This is a genomic window from Pseudoxanthomonas sp. LjRoot206 (assembly GCF_056175725.1).
This window is the reverse complement of sequence record NZ_JBGFFI010000011.1, coordinates 1-15,885: the sequence shown is the minus strand read 5'-3', so window position 1 is coordinate 15,885 and position 15,885 is coordinate 1. Positions and strand designations below refer to the sequence as shown.

General features: G+C 60.9%; 22 protein-coding genes. 9 read left to right on the top strand and 13 right to left on the bottom strand.

Features of this window, described 5'->3' with window-relative positions; genetic code table 11:
* Window positions 1-240: IS30 family transposase (locus tag AC04MD_RS20120; RefSeq protein WP_475498959.1), on the top strand; the 240-nt coding region annotated here is incomplete at its 5' end.
* A gap of 73 nt (window positions 241-313) precedes the next feature.
* Here AC04MD_RS20120 and AC04MD_RS20115 read toward each other — a convergent pair.
* The gene (locus AC04MD_RS20115; RefSeq protein WP_475498978.1) at window positions 314-886 is read right to left on the bottom strand and encodes a cytochrome b; all 573 of its coding nucleotides are present in this window, start codon (window positions 884-886) and stop codon (window positions 314-316) included.
* Entirely contained in the window at window positions 883-1,551 is a 669-nt protein-coding gene (locus AC04MD_RS20110; protein WP_475498977.1) for a dioxygenase family protein, read from the bottom strand. Before AC04MD_RS20110 ends, AC04MD_RS20115 begins: the two co-directional genes overlap by 4 nt.
* 126 nt (window positions 1,552-1,677) lie before the next feature.
* On the opposite strand from AC04MD_RS20110, the gene AC04MD_RS20105 reads away from it, so the two are divergent.
* Together AC04MD_RS20105 and AC04MD_RS20100 are read left to right on the top strand one after the other, a co-directional pair.
* Window positions 1,678-2,238, top strand: coding sequence for an RNA polymerase sigma factor (locus AC04MD_RS20105; RefSeq protein ID WP_475498976.1), 561 nt, complete (start codon window positions 1,678-1,680; stop codon window positions 2,236-2,238).
* The gene (locus AC04MD_RS20100; RefSeq protein WP_475498975.1) at window positions 2,222-3,280 is read left to right on the top strand and encodes a hypothetical protein; all 1,059 of its coding nucleotides are present in this window, start codon (window positions 2,222-2,224) and stop codon (window positions 3,278-3,280) included. Before AC04MD_RS20105 ends, AC04MD_RS20100 begins: the two co-directional genes overlap by 17 nt.
* A gap of 416 nt (window positions 3,281-3,696) precedes the next feature.
* On the opposite strand, the gene AC04MD_RS20095 is transcribed toward AC04MD_RS20100, so the two are convergent.
* Window positions 3,697-3,975, bottom strand: a complete 279-nt coding sequence (locus AC04MD_RS20095; protein ID WP_055944945.1) for a helix-turn-helix transcriptional regulator — start codon at window positions 3,973-3,975, stop codon at window positions 3,697-3,699.
* A gap of 103 nt (window positions 3,976-4,078) precedes the next feature.
* Here AC04MD_RS20095 and AC04MD_RS20090 point away from each other — a divergent pair, with 103 nt between their 5' ends.
* Genes AC04MD_RS20090 through AC04MD_RS20080 form a run of 3 tightly spaced genes read left to right on the top strand, consistent with a single transcriptional unit; the run spans window position 4,079 to window position 7,409 of the window.
* Window positions 4,079-5,563 carry an NADP-dependent isocitrate dehydrogenase gene (locus AC04MD_RS20090; protein WP_475498974.1) on the top strand — a complete coding sequence of 495 codons (1,485 nt, stop codon included), beginning with the start codon at window positions 4,079-4,081 and terminating at the stop codon, window positions 5,561-5,563.
* Window positions 5,560-6,432: a DUF6671 family protein gene (locus tag AC04MD_RS20085; RefSeq protein ID WP_475498973.1), complete on the top strand. Its 873-nt coding sequence runs from the start codon at window positions 5,560-5,562 to the stop codon at window positions 6,430-6,432. Before AC04MD_RS20090 ends, AC04MD_RS20085 begins: the two co-directional genes overlap by 4 nt.
* Window positions 6,429-7,409, top strand: a complete 981-nt coding sequence (locus AC04MD_RS20080; RefSeq protein ID WP_475498972.1) for an L-threonylcarbamoyladenylate synthase — start codon at window positions 6,429-6,431, stop codon at window positions 7,407-7,409. Before AC04MD_RS20085 ends, AC04MD_RS20080 begins: the two co-directional genes overlap by 4 nt.
* A gap of 108 nt (window positions 7,410-7,517) precedes the next feature.
* On the opposite strand, the gene AC04MD_RS20075 is transcribed toward AC04MD_RS20080, so the two are convergent.
* The 4 genes from AC04MD_RS20075 to AC04MD_RS20060 are packed head-to-tail and all read right to left on the bottom strand — an operon-like array spanning window position 7,518 to window position 9,889.
* Window positions 7,518-8,021 (bottom strand): GNAT family N-acetyltransferase, encoded by a 504-nt coding sequence (locus AC04MD_RS20075; protein ID WP_475498971.1) that lies wholly within the window; start codon window positions 8,019-8,021, stop codon window positions 7,518-7,520.
* A gap of 2 nt (window positions 8,022-8,023) precedes the next feature.
* On the bottom strand, window positions 8,024-8,590 hold the full coding sequence (locus AC04MD_RS20070; RefSeq protein WP_475498970.1) for a DUF1993 family protein: 567 nt from the start codon (window positions 8,588-8,590) through the stop codon (window positions 8,024-8,026).
* A 6-nt stretch (window positions 8,591-8,596) separates the two neighbouring features.
* Window positions 8,597-9,403, bottom strand: coding sequence for an aminoglycoside 3-N-acetyltransferase (gene aac(3) / locus AC04MD_RS20065; protein WP_475498969.1), 807 nt, complete (start codon window positions 9,401-9,403; stop codon window positions 8,597-8,599).
* Between the two features lie 12 nt (window positions 9,404-9,415).
* On the bottom strand, window positions 9,416-9,889 hold the full coding sequence (locus AC04MD_RS20060) for a MarR family winged helix-turn-helix transcriptional regulator (protein ID WP_475498979.1): 474 nt from the start codon (window positions 9,887-9,889) through the stop codon (window positions 9,416-9,418).
* 7 nt (window positions 9,890-9,896) lie between these two features.
* Between AC04MD_RS20060 and AC04MD_RS20055 the strand changes: the two genes are divergently transcribed.
* The 3 genes from AC04MD_RS20055 to AC04MD_RS20045 all read left to right on the top strand — a co-directional run bounded on the left by AC04MD_RS20055 (window position 9,897) and on the right by AC04MD_RS20045 (window position 12,263).
* The gene (locus tag AC04MD_RS20055) at window positions 9,897-10,844 is read left to right on the top strand and encodes a S41 family peptidase (protein WP_475498968.1); all 948 of its coding nucleotides are present in this window, start codon (window positions 9,897-9,899) and stop codon (window positions 10,842-10,844) included.
* A 277-nt stretch (window positions 10,845-11,121) separates the two neighbouring features.
* Complete coding sequence (locus tag AC04MD_RS20050; protein WP_475498967.1) at window positions 11,122-11,616, top strand: DUF2267 domain-containing protein; 495 nt, start codon at window positions 11,122-11,124, stop codon at window positions 11,614-11,616.
* A gap of 119 nt (window positions 11,617-11,735) precedes the next feature.
* Complete coding sequence (locus AC04MD_RS20045) at window positions 11,736-12,263, top strand: DinB family protein (protein WP_475498966.1); 528 nt, start codon at window positions 11,736-11,738, stop codon at window positions 12,261-12,263.
* A 253-nt stretch (window positions 12,264-12,516) separates the two neighbouring features.
* Here the strand turns inward: AC04MD_RS20045 and AC04MD_RS20040 are convergent, their stop codons facing one another.
* The 6 genes from AC04MD_RS20040 to AC04MD_RS20015 form a co-directional block, all read right to left on the bottom strand.
* A complete protein-coding gene (locus AC04MD_RS20040; RefSeq protein ID WP_475498964.1) occupies window positions 12,517-13,200 on the bottom strand; it encodes a phytanoyl-CoA dioxygenase family protein in 684 nt (227 codons plus the stop codon).
* 90 nt (window positions 13,201-13,290) lie between these two features.
* The gene (locus AC04MD_RS20035; RefSeq protein WP_475498963.1) at window positions 13,291-13,917 is read right to left on the bottom strand and encodes a tyrosine-type recombinase/integrase; all 627 of its coding nucleotides are present in this window, start codon (window positions 13,915-13,917) and stop codon (window positions 13,291-13,293) included.
* Between the two features lie 108 nt (window positions 13,918-14,025).
* Window positions 14,026-14,496, bottom strand: a complete 471-nt coding sequence (locus AC04MD_RS20030; protein ID WP_475498962.1) for an SRPBCC family protein — start codon at window positions 14,494-14,496, stop codon at window positions 14,026-14,028.
* Entirely contained in the window at window positions 14,493-14,834 is a 342-nt protein-coding gene (locus AC04MD_RS20025; RefSeq protein ID WP_475498961.1) for an ArsR/SmtB family transcription factor, read from the bottom strand. The genes AC04MD_RS20030 and AC04MD_RS20025 overlap by 4 nt, the downstream gene beginning before the upstream one ends.
* Before the next feature lies 1 nt (window position 14,835).
* The gene (locus AC04MD_RS20020; protein WP_475498960.1) at window positions 14,836-15,516 is read right to left on the bottom strand and encodes a glutathione S-transferase family protein; all 681 of its coding nucleotides are present in this window, start codon (window positions 15,514-15,516) and stop codon (window positions 14,836-14,838) included.
* 127 nt (window positions 15,517-15,643) lie between these two features.
* Window positions 15,644-15,885: IS30 family transposase (locus tag AC04MD_RS20015; protein WP_475498959.1), on the bottom strand; the 242-nt coding region annotated here is incomplete at its 5' end.

The window sequence follows — 15,885 nt, the reverse complement described above, 5'->3', positions numbered from 1 at the left end:
ACCCTGGTCACCGACATCCAGGTCTACTTCTGCGACCCGCACCATCCCTGGCAGCGCGGCACCAACGAGAACACCAACGGCCTACTGCGGCAGTACTTCCCCAAGGGCATCAATCTGGCCGATGTCTCGCAGGCCAAGCTGGATGCCGTGGCACGCCAACTCAACGAGCGGCCACGCAAGACGCTCGGCTACGAAACACCGGCAGAGCGATATCGACAAACTGTTGCGTCGATCGGTTGAATCCAAGGCCGAGAGCGGACATCCGCCACGGTGTTAGTGTATCGAGGATTTGCGAACTCTCTCGCGTGGATTCTCATGATCCGCGTTCTTCCCGCTGAAGCCGCTTGAATCCCATGCGATGGTTGATGAACCCATCCCGTCGCGCCCGCTGGCGGAGTACTGCAGCGAGTATGTGGAGGCCTACGAGCCCCAGCAGGATCCAGGCGCCGTAGACATGCACGTACCAGGCGACGGCACGGCCGGTTTCGTCGGCGGGCGGGACGAACATCGCCGGCACTTCAAGTGTGCCGAACAAGGTCCGGTCCGCGCCCATCCATACCCAGATCACGTGGCCACTGATCGGCACCCCCAGCACCAGCAGGTACAGCACGCCATGGACCGCCGACCGGGCGCGACGGAGACCGGGCGGCTCTCCCGGGTCGGCCGCTGGCGTCGGCATCACAAGGCGCAGGCACAGGCGCAGTGCCGTCAGGCCCAAGATCATTACGCCGAGCCGGAAATGGAGCGGCAGCAGCGCCTCTGACACCCGCGCGGCGCCATACTCCGCTGCGAAGCCGAGCACGAACTGCACGGCCAGCATCAGGGCGAGCAGCCAATGCAGCACGCGCAGGATGCAGGGATAGCGGTCCAAGGACTGCGGTTTCATGGAGCACAACCGGGATAGCCGGGGATGTTCTGGCCCAGCACGATGTCTCGGCGTGCCAGCCATCCGTCCGCGGTCCGCACCGGCGTCACGATCCCGCTGCCACCGCGTCCCTTGTCCGCCTTGCGCGCGGCCGACGCGGTCAGGTGCGGGTCGTCGCGGAACAGCACGTCGTCGATGTAGTACAGCGCACAGCCGAGCTCGATGACGTACAGGTGGATGTGCTGCGGCATCGTGCTGCGCGGATAGCTGCCGGGACGGATGGTCAGGAAGGTGTACCTCCCCTCCGCATCGCTCGCGGCCCAGGCGCGCAGTCGTCCATGCTGGCGAATGCCGTCATCGCCTTTGCCGCCTTCGCCCGGGTAGACGCCTTGGCGGTCGGTCTGGTGCGCGTATACGACCACGCCGCGGCGCGGCCTGCCTTGCGCGTCGGTCACTCGTCCGGTCAGGCGCAGGCGCTCGCCGGGTTCGTCATCGGGCGCCAGGCGGACGAGGGCGGGAGGATCGGCGGGCAGCCCGATCAGGGGCATGTCGCAGTCCTCGCAGGGCAACCCGACGACGGGCGTGGCGGCGGCGCCCGGCGCTGAGCACGCGGCGAGCAGCGATGCGAGGAGCACGCGCGCAACACGGTCAGCGAAGGGGCGGAACGAGGGCGTGGGGTGGGGCATGGGCGGTCTCCGGAGTGTCCATAAGGGAAGAGCCGGCGTCGCCACGCTGCGTTAACCGCGTCCGGCGTGTTAACACTTCCGCTCGGACTGCCCTCTACTTCCAGGCCACCCCGGACCCCATGGGCCATGAAGGCCACGATCGATCCCGCTGACATCGCCAGGCAGGTGCAGGACGCGCGGCGTGGATCGCAGTCGGCGTTCGCGTGGCTCTACCGCAGCTTTGCGCCGCTGGTGCATGCGATCCACCTGGGCGTGACGTCGCGCGTGCGAGCAGAAGAGCTGACGCAGGAAACCTTCGTCATCGCGTTCGAGCGATTGGCGCAATTGCGCGAGCCTGCGTCCTTCGGCCCGTGGATCGCGATGATCGCCCGCAGGAACCGTCCGGCTTCCATGGTCGAGGAACGGGACCTCGCAGAAGTCGACGATCCCGCGTGGCGTGGCGCCGGTCCCGATGCGGCCGCCCAGGCCAGCGAAGCGCTGCGTGCGATCCGGCGCTTGCCCGAAGCCTACCGCGAAACCCTGATGCTGCGCCTGGTCGAAGGCCTGAGCGGTCCGGAGATCGCGAACCTGACCGGACTGACACCGGAGTCGGTCCGCGTGAACCTTCATCGCGGCATGGCCCGGCTACGCGATGCGCTGGGCATCGTCACGCAGCACGAGGAGAAGGGTGATGATCGAACGACCTGATCCACTGTGGGATCCGCAGCAACCCGGCGACGAGACGCTGGCGCATCTCGCGTCATTGCTGGGCCGGTACCGGCATGTTCCGGTGCCCGAGCTGGTGTGGTCGGCCGGGCCGCCGGCCGTTCCGCGCCGGCGCGCGCGCCGCGCCTTGCTTGCCGCCACTGTCGCGCTTGCGGCGTGCCTGGCCGGCGTCGCCCTCTGGGTGCCTTGGCGCCTGCACTGGGAGGAACGCCGGCAATGGGCGGTCGATGCCGATGCCGATCCGGCGCCAGCCTCGCTGGGCGTCGGCGGCACGCTGACGACCCGTGCCGGAGAGTCGGCCACCGTCCGGGTGGCGCGCATCGGCCGCATGGACGTGCTGCCGGGAACGCGGATTCGGCTGCTGGACACGCGTGTTGGTCATCATCGTCTGGAACTACTGGAAGGGCGCGTGCGTGCGCGCATCTGGGCGCCTCCCGGATACTTCGGCATCGCGGCGGGTACCAGCGAAACCGTCGACCTGGGCTGCGAATTCGAGATGAGCCGCAACCTGCGGGGTGAGGGGACGATCCTCGTCACCAACGGCTGGATCATGCATCGCGTCAACGGACAGGAGACGCTGGTGCCGGCGGGATCGAGCCTCGACTTCGATGCGACACGCAGTGGCATTCCCCTCGCGACCACGTCGAGCGCCGCGTTCCGCGCGGCCGTCCGCCACCTCGATCTGGCGATGGCGGAAGGAGGACACCCGTCCGGCGCCGAGGAGGCCGTCGTCCGCGAGGCGACGCCAGCGGACAGCTTCGCCCTGCTCAGTCTGCTGACTCGTTATCCAGCACTGGCTAACGGGCCGGTCTATTCGAAGCTGGCGGCGCTGCTCGGCGTGCCGACGGATGCCAAGCACCAAGAGGCGTGGTCACGTGGCAGCATGCATGCGATGAATCTGTGGTGGGAGCGCATTCCGCGCCCCCCCAAGGCATGGTGGCTCAACTGGCGGGATGCATTCCCTTGGACGGAGTCTACGAATCAGAAAGCCGCCGTATCGGTCACCAAAGGGGAGACTCCATGACGGCGATCTTCTGGGGATCTGTCGTACTTTTCTAGATGTGGAGCGCGCGCAACATGAAGCGCTTCGGCCGCCTACAAGCCGCCCTAAGATCGAGCCGTGCCAAGGGGATAGCCCACCATACGGTGCGCTATTGGTAGGTCGCATAACCGGACCCAGGGATCCGGCTACTAGATAGTTGGGCCCCATGTACAGAGTTGTCCTATCCTGCAGTGGAGTTCCTCAAGCTGTTGGTGCCACCGCCGCGGACGAGATCGCTGAGGAGTTCAGTCATCGCCCTTGGCACCAAAACCTTTAATGCTAGTGGGATCGCTCCAAATTGCTACTGGGGTTCTACCCCGTTTCCACGGACGGTTAGATTAGGCGTCCAAGGCTTGATCCTTGATGCCGTCCCTTCGATTGGAAGATGGGACGATGCGCTATCGCGCCACCACCACATCGATGAGATCGCCGATCCTGCAGTGCGCTTCCAAGGGGTGCCTCAAGGGCACGCGACGATTGATTCTGTAAGTGTTCTGCCGCCCGTCTCGGTGGCGCTCGAGGACCCCGGCAGCTTCTAGCTCAGCCACGATGCGCTGCACCGCCCGTTCGGTGATCCCAACCTTGGCCGCCACCTCGCGCAATGTCTGCTGCGGCTCTGCCGCCAGGCAGAAGAGCACGTGGCTGTGATTGCTGAAGAAGGTCCAGGTGGAGTCCATACCGTTCGTCCGGGAAATGCCTGGACAAAAGCCTAGCCTATTGACGCGAACGATATTACACGATCTACAATACACGACATCAATATCGTGTATAGGAGATCGCATGTCAGCCCAGCTCAAGCCTGCCGCCGTTCTGTTGCCCGCCAAGACCGTGGCCGTTGCCGAGGGCGACGGGATCGGACCGGAAATCACCCGCGCTGTCCTGAGGATACTCGCCGAAGCCGACCCGGGCCTGGCCTTCCAGCCGCTGACAGTGGGGCTGCAGGCATATCTGGCGGGGCACTCGGCGGGCTTCGACCGTCGTGTCACCGACGCGGTCACCGAACACGGCGTGCTCCTGAAAGGTCCCATCACGACGCCCCAGGGCGGTGGCTACAAGAGCGTGAACGTGTCCCTCCGCAAGACCTTCGGCCTGTATGCCAACCTGCGGCCCTGTGTGGCTTACCACCCCTTCGTCGCGACCCATCACCCCGGCATGGACGTGGTGATCGTGCGCGAGAACGAGGAAGACACCTATGCCGGCATCGAGCATCAGCAGACGGACGAGGTGGTGCAGTGCCTGAAACTGGTCTCCCGTCCGGGCTGCGAGCGGATCGTGCGCTATGCCTTCGAGTACGCGCGCCAGCACGGGCGGCGCAAGGTCACCTGCATGACGAAGGACAACATCATGAAGCTGACCGATGGGCTGTTCCACCGGGTGTTCGACGAGATCGCCAGGGATTACCCCGAGATCGCCAGCGATCACATGATCATCGATATTGGCACTGCGAAAATGGCCGTGGATCCCCGGCGCTTCGACGTGGTGGTCACGCCGAACCTCTACGGCGACATTATTTCGGACGTGGCGGCCGAAGTGGCCGGCTCCATCGGCCTGGCGCCATCGTCCAACATCGGCCGCCATTGCGCGATGTTCGAGGCGGTCCACGGCTCGGCGCCGGATATCGCCGGACGCGATCTGGCCAACCCCTCGGGACTGCTGCTAAGCGCGGTGATGATGCTGGTGCACCTTGGCCGTGCGGGAGCGGCCACCGCCATCCACAATGCCTGGCTGCGCACGCTCGAAGAAGGTCTGCACACCGCCGACATCTTCGGCCCTCATAGCCGGCGGCAGGTCGGCACCCAGGCCTTCGCCGAGGCGGTCGTCACGCGCCTGGGCCAGCGGCCGCGCGATATCCCGGCCGTGGATTACCCGGAACGCACCGTGTCATCGGCCCCAGTCCTGCTGGAAGCTGCCGCGGTATCGAGGGAAAAGACCCTGGAAGGCGTGGACGTCTTCCTGCACTGGGATCAGGCCGAGCGCAATCCCGACGCGCTGGGCCACCCGTTGCAGGCCATCGCCGGCCCGGATTTCCGGTTGGCGCTCATCACCAATCGCGGCGTCAAGGTCTACCCCAGCGGTCTGCAGCAGACCACCCGCACCGACCATTGGCGATGCCGGTTCCAGAGCGTCGAGGGACGCCGGCTGACGCCCAGCCACATCGCAGCGCTGCTCCTGCGGATGGCCGAGGCAGGTTTCGAGGCCGTCAAGACCGAGAACCTCTACGCCTTCGATGGCGTCCGGGGCTATTCCCAAGCCCAGGGCGAATGAACGCCGTGCTCGCAAGCCTGCAGACGTCGCCGACGGTTTACGCGGGCTGTTCGGCCGCCTTGTTGACCCAGCACGGCAAGGAAGCGCTGTTGGGTCCGATCCTGGAGGAGGTCCTTGGATGCCATCTGGTGCATGTGGACTCCTACGACACCGATCTGCTGGGCACCTTCACACGCGAGGTGCCGCGTGCCGGGACCCAACTCGAAACCGCAGCCAAGAAGGCCCGGCTGGGCATGGAACTGGCCGGATTGCGACTGGGGCTGGGCAGCGAGGGCAGTGTGGGCATGGATCCGGCGACAGGTCTGATCCCCTGGTGCTATGAGGTGCTGGTCTGGATCGATGCCGATCGCGGGCTGGAGGTGGTCGGACGCGCGCACGCCAGTGCCTGCGCAGGGTCCCGCCGCGTCACCTCGTGGGAGGAAGTGCAGGCCTTTGCCGCCCATCACAGGTTTCCCTCGCATGCGCTGGTGGCGCGCCCGAGCCATGCCGACCACGGCAGCATCTACAAGGGCATCCAGGACCCGGACAGCCTGCGCCGCATCTACGAGCGCGCCAGGGCCGACGCGGACGACGGCGTGGTGTTCCTGGAAGTCGATGCGCGCGCGCACCTGAACCCGACGCGTCAGGCGGTGATCCGGCAGGCGGGCCTGGATCTGGTGGCCAGGCTGCGGACGCTCTGCCCGGCATGCCGGTCCCCGGGGTTTGGCCTCGCGCGGCGCTTGCCTGGATTGCTCTGTGGAAACTGCGGCACGCCGACCGCCGAATTCAAGGGCGCGGTCATGGCATGCGCGGCGTGCGGCCACGAGACAGAAGAACGTATTGCTGAGGCCTGGGCCGATCCGGCCCATTGTCCCGAGTGCAATCCATGAGCAGAGGGGGACCGACGTGCTCCCCTCCGGAAGTGGAGCGGGCGGCGCGCGTGCTGGCGAACGGGGGGCTGGTGGCGTTCCCGACGGAGACGGTCTACGGCTTGGGCGCCTCGGCACGCGATCCTGGTGCGTTGCGGCGGATCTTCTCCGTCAAGGGGCGTCCGCCGGACCATCCGCTGATCGTGCATATCGCCGCAAGCCACCACCTGCTTGCGTGGGCCAGTTACATCCCGGACGCCGCGCGACGACTCGCCGACGCATTCTGGCCGGGCCCGTTGACGCTGATACTGCCCAAGGCGCCCGGGGTGGCCGATGAGATCACGGGCGGTGCATCCACCGTAGGCGTACGGGCACCGGCACATCCGGTCGCCCAAGCGCTGCTGCGCCACTTCGGTGACGGCATTGCCGCACCTTCGGCCAATCGCTATGGCCGCGTCAGTCCGACCCGGGCCAGCCATGTGGCCGAGGCGCTCGGAAGCGCGGTGGATCTGATCCTGGATGGTGGATCGTGCGAGATAGGCCTGGAGTCGACCATCGTCGATCTCTCGGATGGAACGCCACGGTTGCTGCGCCCTGGCGCGATCACTCGTGCCATGCTCGAACATGTCCTGGGATCATCCATTTCCCTAGCAAATCCTCATGGCACACCCGCACCAGGTCAGAAGCCTTCGCATTACGCACCCAAAGCTCGCATCGTCCTAGCCGCTCCCGAACAGGCAGAAGCGATGGCGGCTCGCTTGGCAGCGCAGGGTTGCAGAGTAGGGCATCTAGCCGTTGCACCGTCGCACCATCCGGGTGTGTGGTGGCTCCCCCTTTCACTGACACTGGATCAGCAAGCAGCGAGCCTCTATCAACGACTGCACGAGGCCGACGCGCTGCAGCTCGATATTGTGGTCGCATCGTTGCCGCGTGGTCACGGAATCGCCGAAGCCATTGCCGATCGCCTCATCAGGGCTGCGGGATTGGGAGAAAGTTAAGGGGGCTGAGACAAGAGAGTGACAGCATCGCGTCATTGCGAGGAGAGATCATCGCCGGTTGGCCGCGCCTCCGGCCACAGTTGATACTGATGCCGTCGATTGCTCGCATCATCTCCAAGCTCGGTCCACATCATTGCAAGCGTACCGCATTGCAACATTACAGCGCTCATACCTGTTGCCGTACCGCTGCATGATTCCAGCGTCGTGCTGGAACCCTAGCTTCTCGTAAAGGTGAATCGCAGAGCTACAGGCAGTGTTCGTCAAAAGGTATAACGGGTCGGCACCAATATCTAATGCTCGCTTGATGATCTCGTTCAGTAAGCGCTCGCCAATCTTGAGACCTCTGGCGCGCGAAAGCACGCCCATCTTGGTGAGCTCATAGCTTCTCGGTCCCGTCTTCTGAAGTGCGCATGTGCCCACAATGCCGAGCCCTTCTGCCTCAGCAAACAAAATAACTCCTCCGCGATCAATAATTCTCGCGCGAGCATTCAATAGTACATCTCGATCAGCGTCCTCTAACTTGAACATCGAGGTTATCCACTCGACATTGATGTCCAAGAAGTGGGGAGCGAGTTCATCCCTGAAGTCGTAGACCGTGACGCGCGTCTTCACAGTTATTCTCGATGCTTGGCGTCTGAGACGCCATGGAAGTCGAGCTTGCCTAAGGGAGCTCCCTGATTTCTGAGGATTGCGTAAGTAGTCGTCATATGAAACATAAAATTTGGTATACAGAACTCATCCACGAAGCGGCGGCCCGTGAAGTGCACTTGTCCGCCTGTAGGAACCTCTAGTGTCACCGAAGCCGTCTCCCAGCCATATGGAACCCGCGCTGCTAGATTAGGCAGGAATCTGATCGCATGCTCGATAGCTCTTCTAGCGTCATCTAAGCTAACAATCCGTGGTTGCGGTGGAGAGGGAGGATCCTCCCCCGCCAATCGCGAAAAGGTTGCCATGGCGAGCTGGCATGCGATCTCGACCTGTTGGGAAAAACTGAACATGTCTGGCGCAAGCCTGGCTTCAAGGACCGATTGCTCGCTAAAGCCCGCGTGACGCAACCATGCAGAGGCTTTCAGGACGAAATGGAGATAGTTCGCCAATTGACGTTCAAAGAAGTTGGCGACGAGCTCAGTGGAATCCTGTCTGGTTTTGGCTTCTTCTGATTGACATGTCACTGCGAGCATCCTCTTCTACTTGCTTCTGGGGTGGCGGGACTCGAGCCAGGAAACGCCGTAATCTAGAAGATGTCGGGCTTCAAAGAGATAGCAGACGGCGTCACCAATGCGCCCCCGCACGCCATGGTTGTCCTGCACGTAGCATCTGGCTATTGACTCAATGGCATCTGGACCGGTGAGATAGCAGTCAAGAATTCCATTGGAGTCGAAATCACTGCAACGAGCCCAAGCCTTCGTTCCGTTCTCTTGGAGGACCGGCATTTCATAGGTCACGCGACGCTTGTGAGGGATCGCGGCCAAGGCTTCAGCATAATGAAGAAGCGTGACCGCATCGAGCGGCGCGCCCAGCATTAGAACTTGCCCATCTACATCAACAAAGCGCTCTAGTGGGGAACCAATGCCATATGCGCTGTCGAACGGATGTACTCTCATTAAGAAATCCGCGGCAGGTCCCACGGCGGCGAACGAAGCATCCGGGTGAGGACTTCGCCGAACGCCGGGCTCACGAAGCAAGGCAGTATTGAGTATCCCGTAGCCAGGATACGCCGAGGAGGTTACGGGACAGAATGCAGGCCAGCTGTCTTTGAGGTGATCCGGCAGCGTGCGTCCATCAAGCGTCTCCGCATAAGGAGAACGGTCCCAAGAGACCATGGCCATCAGTGTACCCGTGGGACCTAAGGCGCTGCGTAGTGCCTGTATGACGCCCGCAGCCCCTTGTTCCACTTGGCCCAGTTTCCGTAGTGACGAATGAACCATAACGACGCCGCCGGAACGCAAGCCGAGAGCGCGAACGTCTTCTTTCAGCGTTTCGATCTTGAGCATAGCGTGTCGCCACTACGTGGACCGATTCGTCTCACGGGCCTCTAGAAGCCTCGCGTCGAAAGACTTTTCGTCTAGAGCTTGAAGTGCGCGCTTCAACACCTCTTCAAGAGATATGCCAATGTCGATACTGAGCGAGTCGGCTGCTAGAGCAGTTATTGACCACTGTCGTTCCAGCGCAGGGTACGCCCGCTCTGCCTTTTTCGTCAGCTTGAGTACGCGTTCCCTTGCGTCCTCGCCCGGGCTGACGCTAATCCACCCCTCCTCGGTCATCTTGGATACCGTCTGACTGAGTGCGCTATGACTGAGGCCACAGCGCTGCGCCACTTCTTTGATTCGAGCCGATCCCGACTCGCGCAAGATGCGCACAACGGGCGTGAAACGCGGCCGGTATCCTAATCCTAGATCTTCGTACGCGCGTTCCACTGCTGGATCCAACTGATCAATCAGTGAGCGGAGCAGCGTGCCTAGAGTTGCTTGTTTGTCCATAAGAGCCATGATATATAAGCGCTTATATAATATCAAGAGGGTGCATATGCAGGTCTTCTCAGTTCTCAGTGTGGTGATGGCGCTTAGTTGCCCGACTCAGACCGAAGTGCTCTATGCGACAGCGGAAGCTGTTGAAGAGAACTACGTGGACATTGATGAAGGTCGCCGCATAGCAGCAGCCATCTTCCAATGGGCTGATAGCGGACGTTACGCTGAGTCGTGCAATGACACGGCAGAGTTCGCCGATCTCCTAAACAAAGATCTGGATGCCTATGATGGCCACTTCCATTTTGAAGCGCCCACAAGCAAATCGAGTTCGGAAGATTGGCTAATGGCGTGGCGCGCAGATGCCGCATCATCCAATGCGGGCATAAGGGAAGTGCGTGTCCTTGAGGGGAATGTCGGCTACATGCGTATCTCGACGTTCTACCCTTGGGACCTTGTAGAGCAGAAGCTGACATCAGCGTTCAATCTCTTGCAAGGCAGCAGAGCAATGATTCTGGACTTGCGCCAGAACGGGGGAGGCGATGCGAGCACGGCAGAGCACTTGGTGCGGGCTGTACTGGAGGACGAAGTAGAAGTAGTCCAAAAAATTAGGAAGCGCACTTCCGTCGAAGCGACTCCTTTGCCGAAGCGAGAACTCCCGGCCTATACGAAGCCGATGGTAGTGCTGGTAGATAGAAGAACTGGCTCGGCAGCCGAGTTTGTCGCCTACTCCCTGCAATCGCTAGGCAGAGCGAAGATTGTTGGAAGTCGCACTGGTGGAGCAGCCAGCCTCATTGATGAGCCGATCACCCTGCCTACCGGATTTCGCATCTCTATACCCGTCGCGACACCAGTCAACGTGGTTTCAGGCAGTAGCTGGGAGAGGCGCGGGGTAGTTCCTGACTTCCCCGGTGGAGACGACCCCCTATTTGTCGCGCGCCTCCAACTCCAAGCCGTTAGCGACCATTAGCCTGGTGGATGTCTCGTTCCGACAAGATGCCAACCACCAATCGACGAACTGGTCGAGCTTCAGGATCTTTGTGCATACGCACAAAGCGTACTCATCTTCGGCGTTGAGACGTCGAGGGGGCGCGTATGTGTTCAGATGTCGCCAAGTACCGTGCTTTTGGGCGTGCGATCGTAACCTTGATTCGACGTTCTATCTATCCAGTTTAACGTTGCAGGATGCGGCTCACCATTTGGAACACTATCGGTTTTACAGCAGGTCAAACTTGTCATGAACCTTCATGCGCAACATCGGTAAATGCGTTCTACGCTTAGCATCTACATTGTCTATGCCAATGCCTCAAGTCTTCCAACGCGCCGGTGAGGAATTTACGCGTTTCATGGTGATGGCTCGCGACTACTCCGGACTTCAGACTACCCACATGGCTTGGAATATGGTCGTGGGCGTACTGCATGCGTACCGAAAGCGACTGACCATTGCGCAGGTGATCTCCTTTTCCAGGGCGCTCCCACCGCACGTTGCTGCCATCTTCTTGACCGAGTGGGTGCCGGACATTCCCAAGGCTGTAGGAACCACCGAGGATTGGTTTGAAGATGTTCGTGCCGTTCGCACGGCTCACAACTTCTCACCGCCTTGCGCCGTAGCTGCCGTTTCCCAAGCGCTTTGGGAGCTGCTCGGTGAAGACGGAATGGCGAAGGCACTTGCCGATCAACCCAAGTGGGCCTCCGCGTTCTGGGCGAAGTCAATGGTGGGAAAGCAGTCGAGTCCTACCTGAGCATGGGAAGCTGCGCGGTCGCGGTAAGACTGGACCTCCATGATCCGTCCACGTCCCCTTTCTAAGCGAAGCAAACGCCGCGTAAGGTCGATGACTAAGTTGAAGGAGTTGGAGTACTGATGAGTAGAGGGACTTCTGGCTTACTCCTGCGCCAGTACGAAATGGCATGGAGCCTAGCTTCGTATCATTTGAACGGCCTAAGCAATGAAGAGTGTCTGTGGCGCCCCTCCACCAAGGGTCTACACGTGGTGTCGCCGGAGGAAGGTTATTGGCGCGGGGAGTGGCCAGAGCATGAGGGCTATGATCTGGGTCCGCCAAGCATCGCGTGGCTTCTATGGCACATCAGCTTTTGGTGGTCTATGGCCATAGATCACTCATTTGATAGTGCGACGCTAGATCAGAACACGATTGCCTGCCCAGATAGCGCGGATGGCGCTATCTCGATGTTGCGCGCATTGAATGATAGATGGCGTGGCCTCATATCAAGCATCGCCGATGAGGACCTACTGTCCGATGAGCGGACAAGGTGGCCCTTCCAAGAGCGTCCTTATGGCGATGTTGTGGCTTGGGTCAACATCGAGCTGATGAAGAATGTAGCCGAGCTTGGGTACGTGAGATTCCTCTACGCGACAAGGCCTGCCAGCTGACAGGCCTGTTCAAGACAGAGCTGTCGATTCGAGATGGTGCTCACGGAGGGCAGGAGTTTCAGCTTCGCGGATTGCTTACAACCCCCAACAACACCCCATCGACTTCAATAGCGGAACAGCGTAGATTCATCGCTATCTCGAATGGCTGGAAAGTCAGGCCAATTGGTCCAGAGAGCAGCAGAGCTCCAATGTTTGCTTCTGGCCGGTAGCGGACAGGAAGCCTCGAGCGGTCCCCGCGCGTTACCCGCCCCCGCTACATGTCGCTCATGAGGCAGCGTGTCGTAGCCATCATGCGCAGCCTCCGGCTTTCGTTGATCGCGGGGGTATGCAGTAGTCGCATATCCATCAGGAACACGTCTCCGGCCCGCCCCGACATCTCTGCTATCCGGATCTTGGCTTTCTGAAGGTCGAACTCTAAGCATTCCGATGTCTTTAGCGTACGACGCAAAGCTGCTATGTCCACGTCAGGACGGTGAGATCCGGGAAGAGCTAAGGTCGCACCGCCTCGGGGCGCGACGTCATCGATAAGGAAGAACGCCTGGATGCCCGGGATAGGCGCTCTAGCGTCAGCGGCTATGTCAACGTGCCAGTTGAGACCCTGCAACGTCCATGATCCTTGCTTGGGAGGCGACAGAAGAAGCTGCGTGTCCTGCACTCTTCGCGGCTTCTTGCCCGCCAAGCCGGCAACGATATCTGCAAGCTCTCGCGTCATCAGCGAGGCGTGCAACCCCGTCACACTTGCCCGTCCGGAGAGAGCAGCGATCTGCTGGAACACGGGCAGTTTGCGTACCGAGGCTGGTATGCCGGCATCATCCCGATGGTTCCCAAGTTGCTCCTGTATGGAACGCCTTATGGATGCCACCCTAGCCTGCGGATGAAAGCCTCCTAAGCGGACGTAGCCTTTCGAAACAAAATCTTCTGAAATGTCTGGACGCATGAGTCATCTTAGCTCAGCCTGCGCATGCTCTTGATGCAAGATTCGCCCTCGTCCGTCCCCGGTCCGTTGAAGATTGATCTTGTGCAAGAGCTACGCCTCGGTTTGCTCGGCTAGTAGTAGGGCATCATCCACTTCGACACCAAGGTAGCGGACGGTGCTCTCAATCTTGCTGTGTCCCAGCAACAGCTGAATGGCACGTAGATTCTTGGTGCGTTGGTAGATCAGTGATGCCTTGGTCCGGCGCATGGTGTGCGTGCCGTAGTTCACGGGGTCAAGATCTATACTGCAGACCCAAGCCTTGACTATACGGGCGTACTGGCGCGTAGATAAATGAAGAGAGCCACGCTTCCCGCCCGGAAAAAGATAGTCGTCTAGACCGAGGTTTTGACTATGGATCCATGCCGCGACGGCGTCCCTGGTCTGTGGCGTGATCTCAAACTGGACCGCCCGCTTCGTCTTCCGCTGGATGATGCATCCTCTGGAGCCAACATGTAAGCCGTGTGCGACGTCACGAACGCGTAGTCCAACTAGGTCGCATGCACGAAGCTTGCTGTCGATTGCGAGATCAAAGAGCGCCAGTTGACGCCGATCTCCGTTCAGCTGCAGCCGCACCCTGATTGACCAGATTTCCTTGAGCTTGAGCGGCACCTTCTGGCCGACGATCTTGCCGACATTCCAGGCAGGCCTAACCGCAGAGTGCCTGGCGGAGCACTTCATAACCTTCTCCTATCCCGGAATGGGGGATGGCGGCACAGATTGCTATGCGTTGCTGTCGTTACTGGTCCGGCAGGTGCTCCAATGCCTCGGCTCCTGAGCGTCCTCAGACTAGTTCGGCGTGGTGCAAGCCGAGAGTTCGAGCCCTAGCCGATCAAGGCCTTCCTCGGTGCCTTTGATGCGGGCCGCACGATCCTCGTGACCATCCAGGTAGGCGAGCTGCTCGCTGTAGAGCATCTTCGTCCCTTGGGGCGTTGTCAGGAATTCGACGGTCACGAGAGAGATGGACAGCTTTCGCCCATTAACCTCGATATCGTAAGCGAAGACGATTCGTCGTCCTTCCACAACGTCGAAGAAGACCTTCTCGATCCGCTGCCGGCGCCCATCGGGGTAGTCGACATGGTGCGACTCGTGCCCATGGGCACGGAAGTCCAGTTGGTAGTGAGTCGTGTAATCCGCGTGGCAGTCGGACCAACGCCTTTTTGCCGCCGGATCAGCCCATGCGGCGAACACGGCTTGTGGGGGAGCACCATAGTCACGCTCGATAACAAAGTCGGTGTGGGCAGTCAGCGCGTGGTTCATTCGTGGACCTCCTGCGTGGCGAGAAACGCATCGAGTCGGTCGAACTGAGCTTGCAGCGCCCGCTTGCGCTTGGACACCCAGTCTTCCATTGCTTCCAGAGCATTGGGTTGCAAGGCATACGTCCTGATACGACCGGCCTTCCGGGACACCACAAGCCCCCCCTGTTCTAGGACGGCCAAATGCTTTACCGCAGATGGCAGGGCAAGCCCAAAAGGCTCCGCGAGCACCGTAGCTGAAGCAGGGCCACGGCTAAGGCGGTCCAACATGCCGCGACGATGGGAATCCGCAAGAGCAAAGAACATGCGATCGAGCTGTTGGGAGGCAACGCTCAAGGCCATTTCAGCCCTCCTGCTCGAAGAAGCGCCGTGATAGTCCCGCACGACCTGGGAAATACCTGAAGAAGGGCTTGGCGTCATGGATGACGTCAGCAATAGGGGGATACTCCATCAATCGCTCGAAGTAGGCGGCAACTCGGGAATGCGTGGCATCGAACGGCACGTAAGCAATCGCATAGAACAGCGCTGGCGCGGCCGCGCAGTCCGCTAGGCTGAACTCGTCGGTCGCCAGCCATGTCCGGCCTTCAAGCTGTCGGTCCATGACCCCATAGCTAGTCATCAACAGGCTCCGTGCCCTGTCGACTGCCGCAGGATCACGCTGCCCTTCCGGCTTCAGCAAGTCCGCGGTGACTGTCTGCATCGGCGTCATGACGTACTGATCCATCAAGCGATCCCAGAGCCTGACATCGAGTGCGCTAGAAGCGATCTCGGGGATCAGTCGCACGCCACCGTGAGCATGGTGCAATTGCAGGTGCTCGATGAGGATGCTGGTCTCCGGAAGCGCGTGGTCCTCATCCAACAACAATGGGATCTTCCCGAATGGCGACAGCTTCGCTAACAGGGCACGCTCGTCCGTGTCGCCTAGGTTTAGGGCGTGCAGGGCGACGTCGGCGCCAAGTGCCTTGATCGCAATCAGTGCTTTCCAGCAGTACGACGAAAGTGGGTGGTAATAGAGCGTGAGCATAGGGCAAACCCAATACTTTCCTGGTACGGAAAGTATTGGGCAGCCCTTGGGTCCCGGTCAAGTCCCTCTAGGGAGGTGCTCCCGAGAAGCGAGCTCGTGAGCATGATGTCGGCTAACGACCTTGGATTCAACCGATCGACGCAACAGTTTGTCGATATCGCTCTGCCGGTGTTTCGTAGCCGAGCGTCTTGCGTGGCCGCTCGTTGAGTTGGCGTGCCACGGCATCCAGCTTGGCCTGCGAGACATCGGCCAGATTGATGCCCTTGGGGAAGTACTGCCGCAGTAGGCCGTTGGTGTTCTCGTTGGTGCCGCGCTGCCAGGGATGGTGCGGGTCGCAGAAGTAGACCTGGATGTCGGTGACCAGGGTGG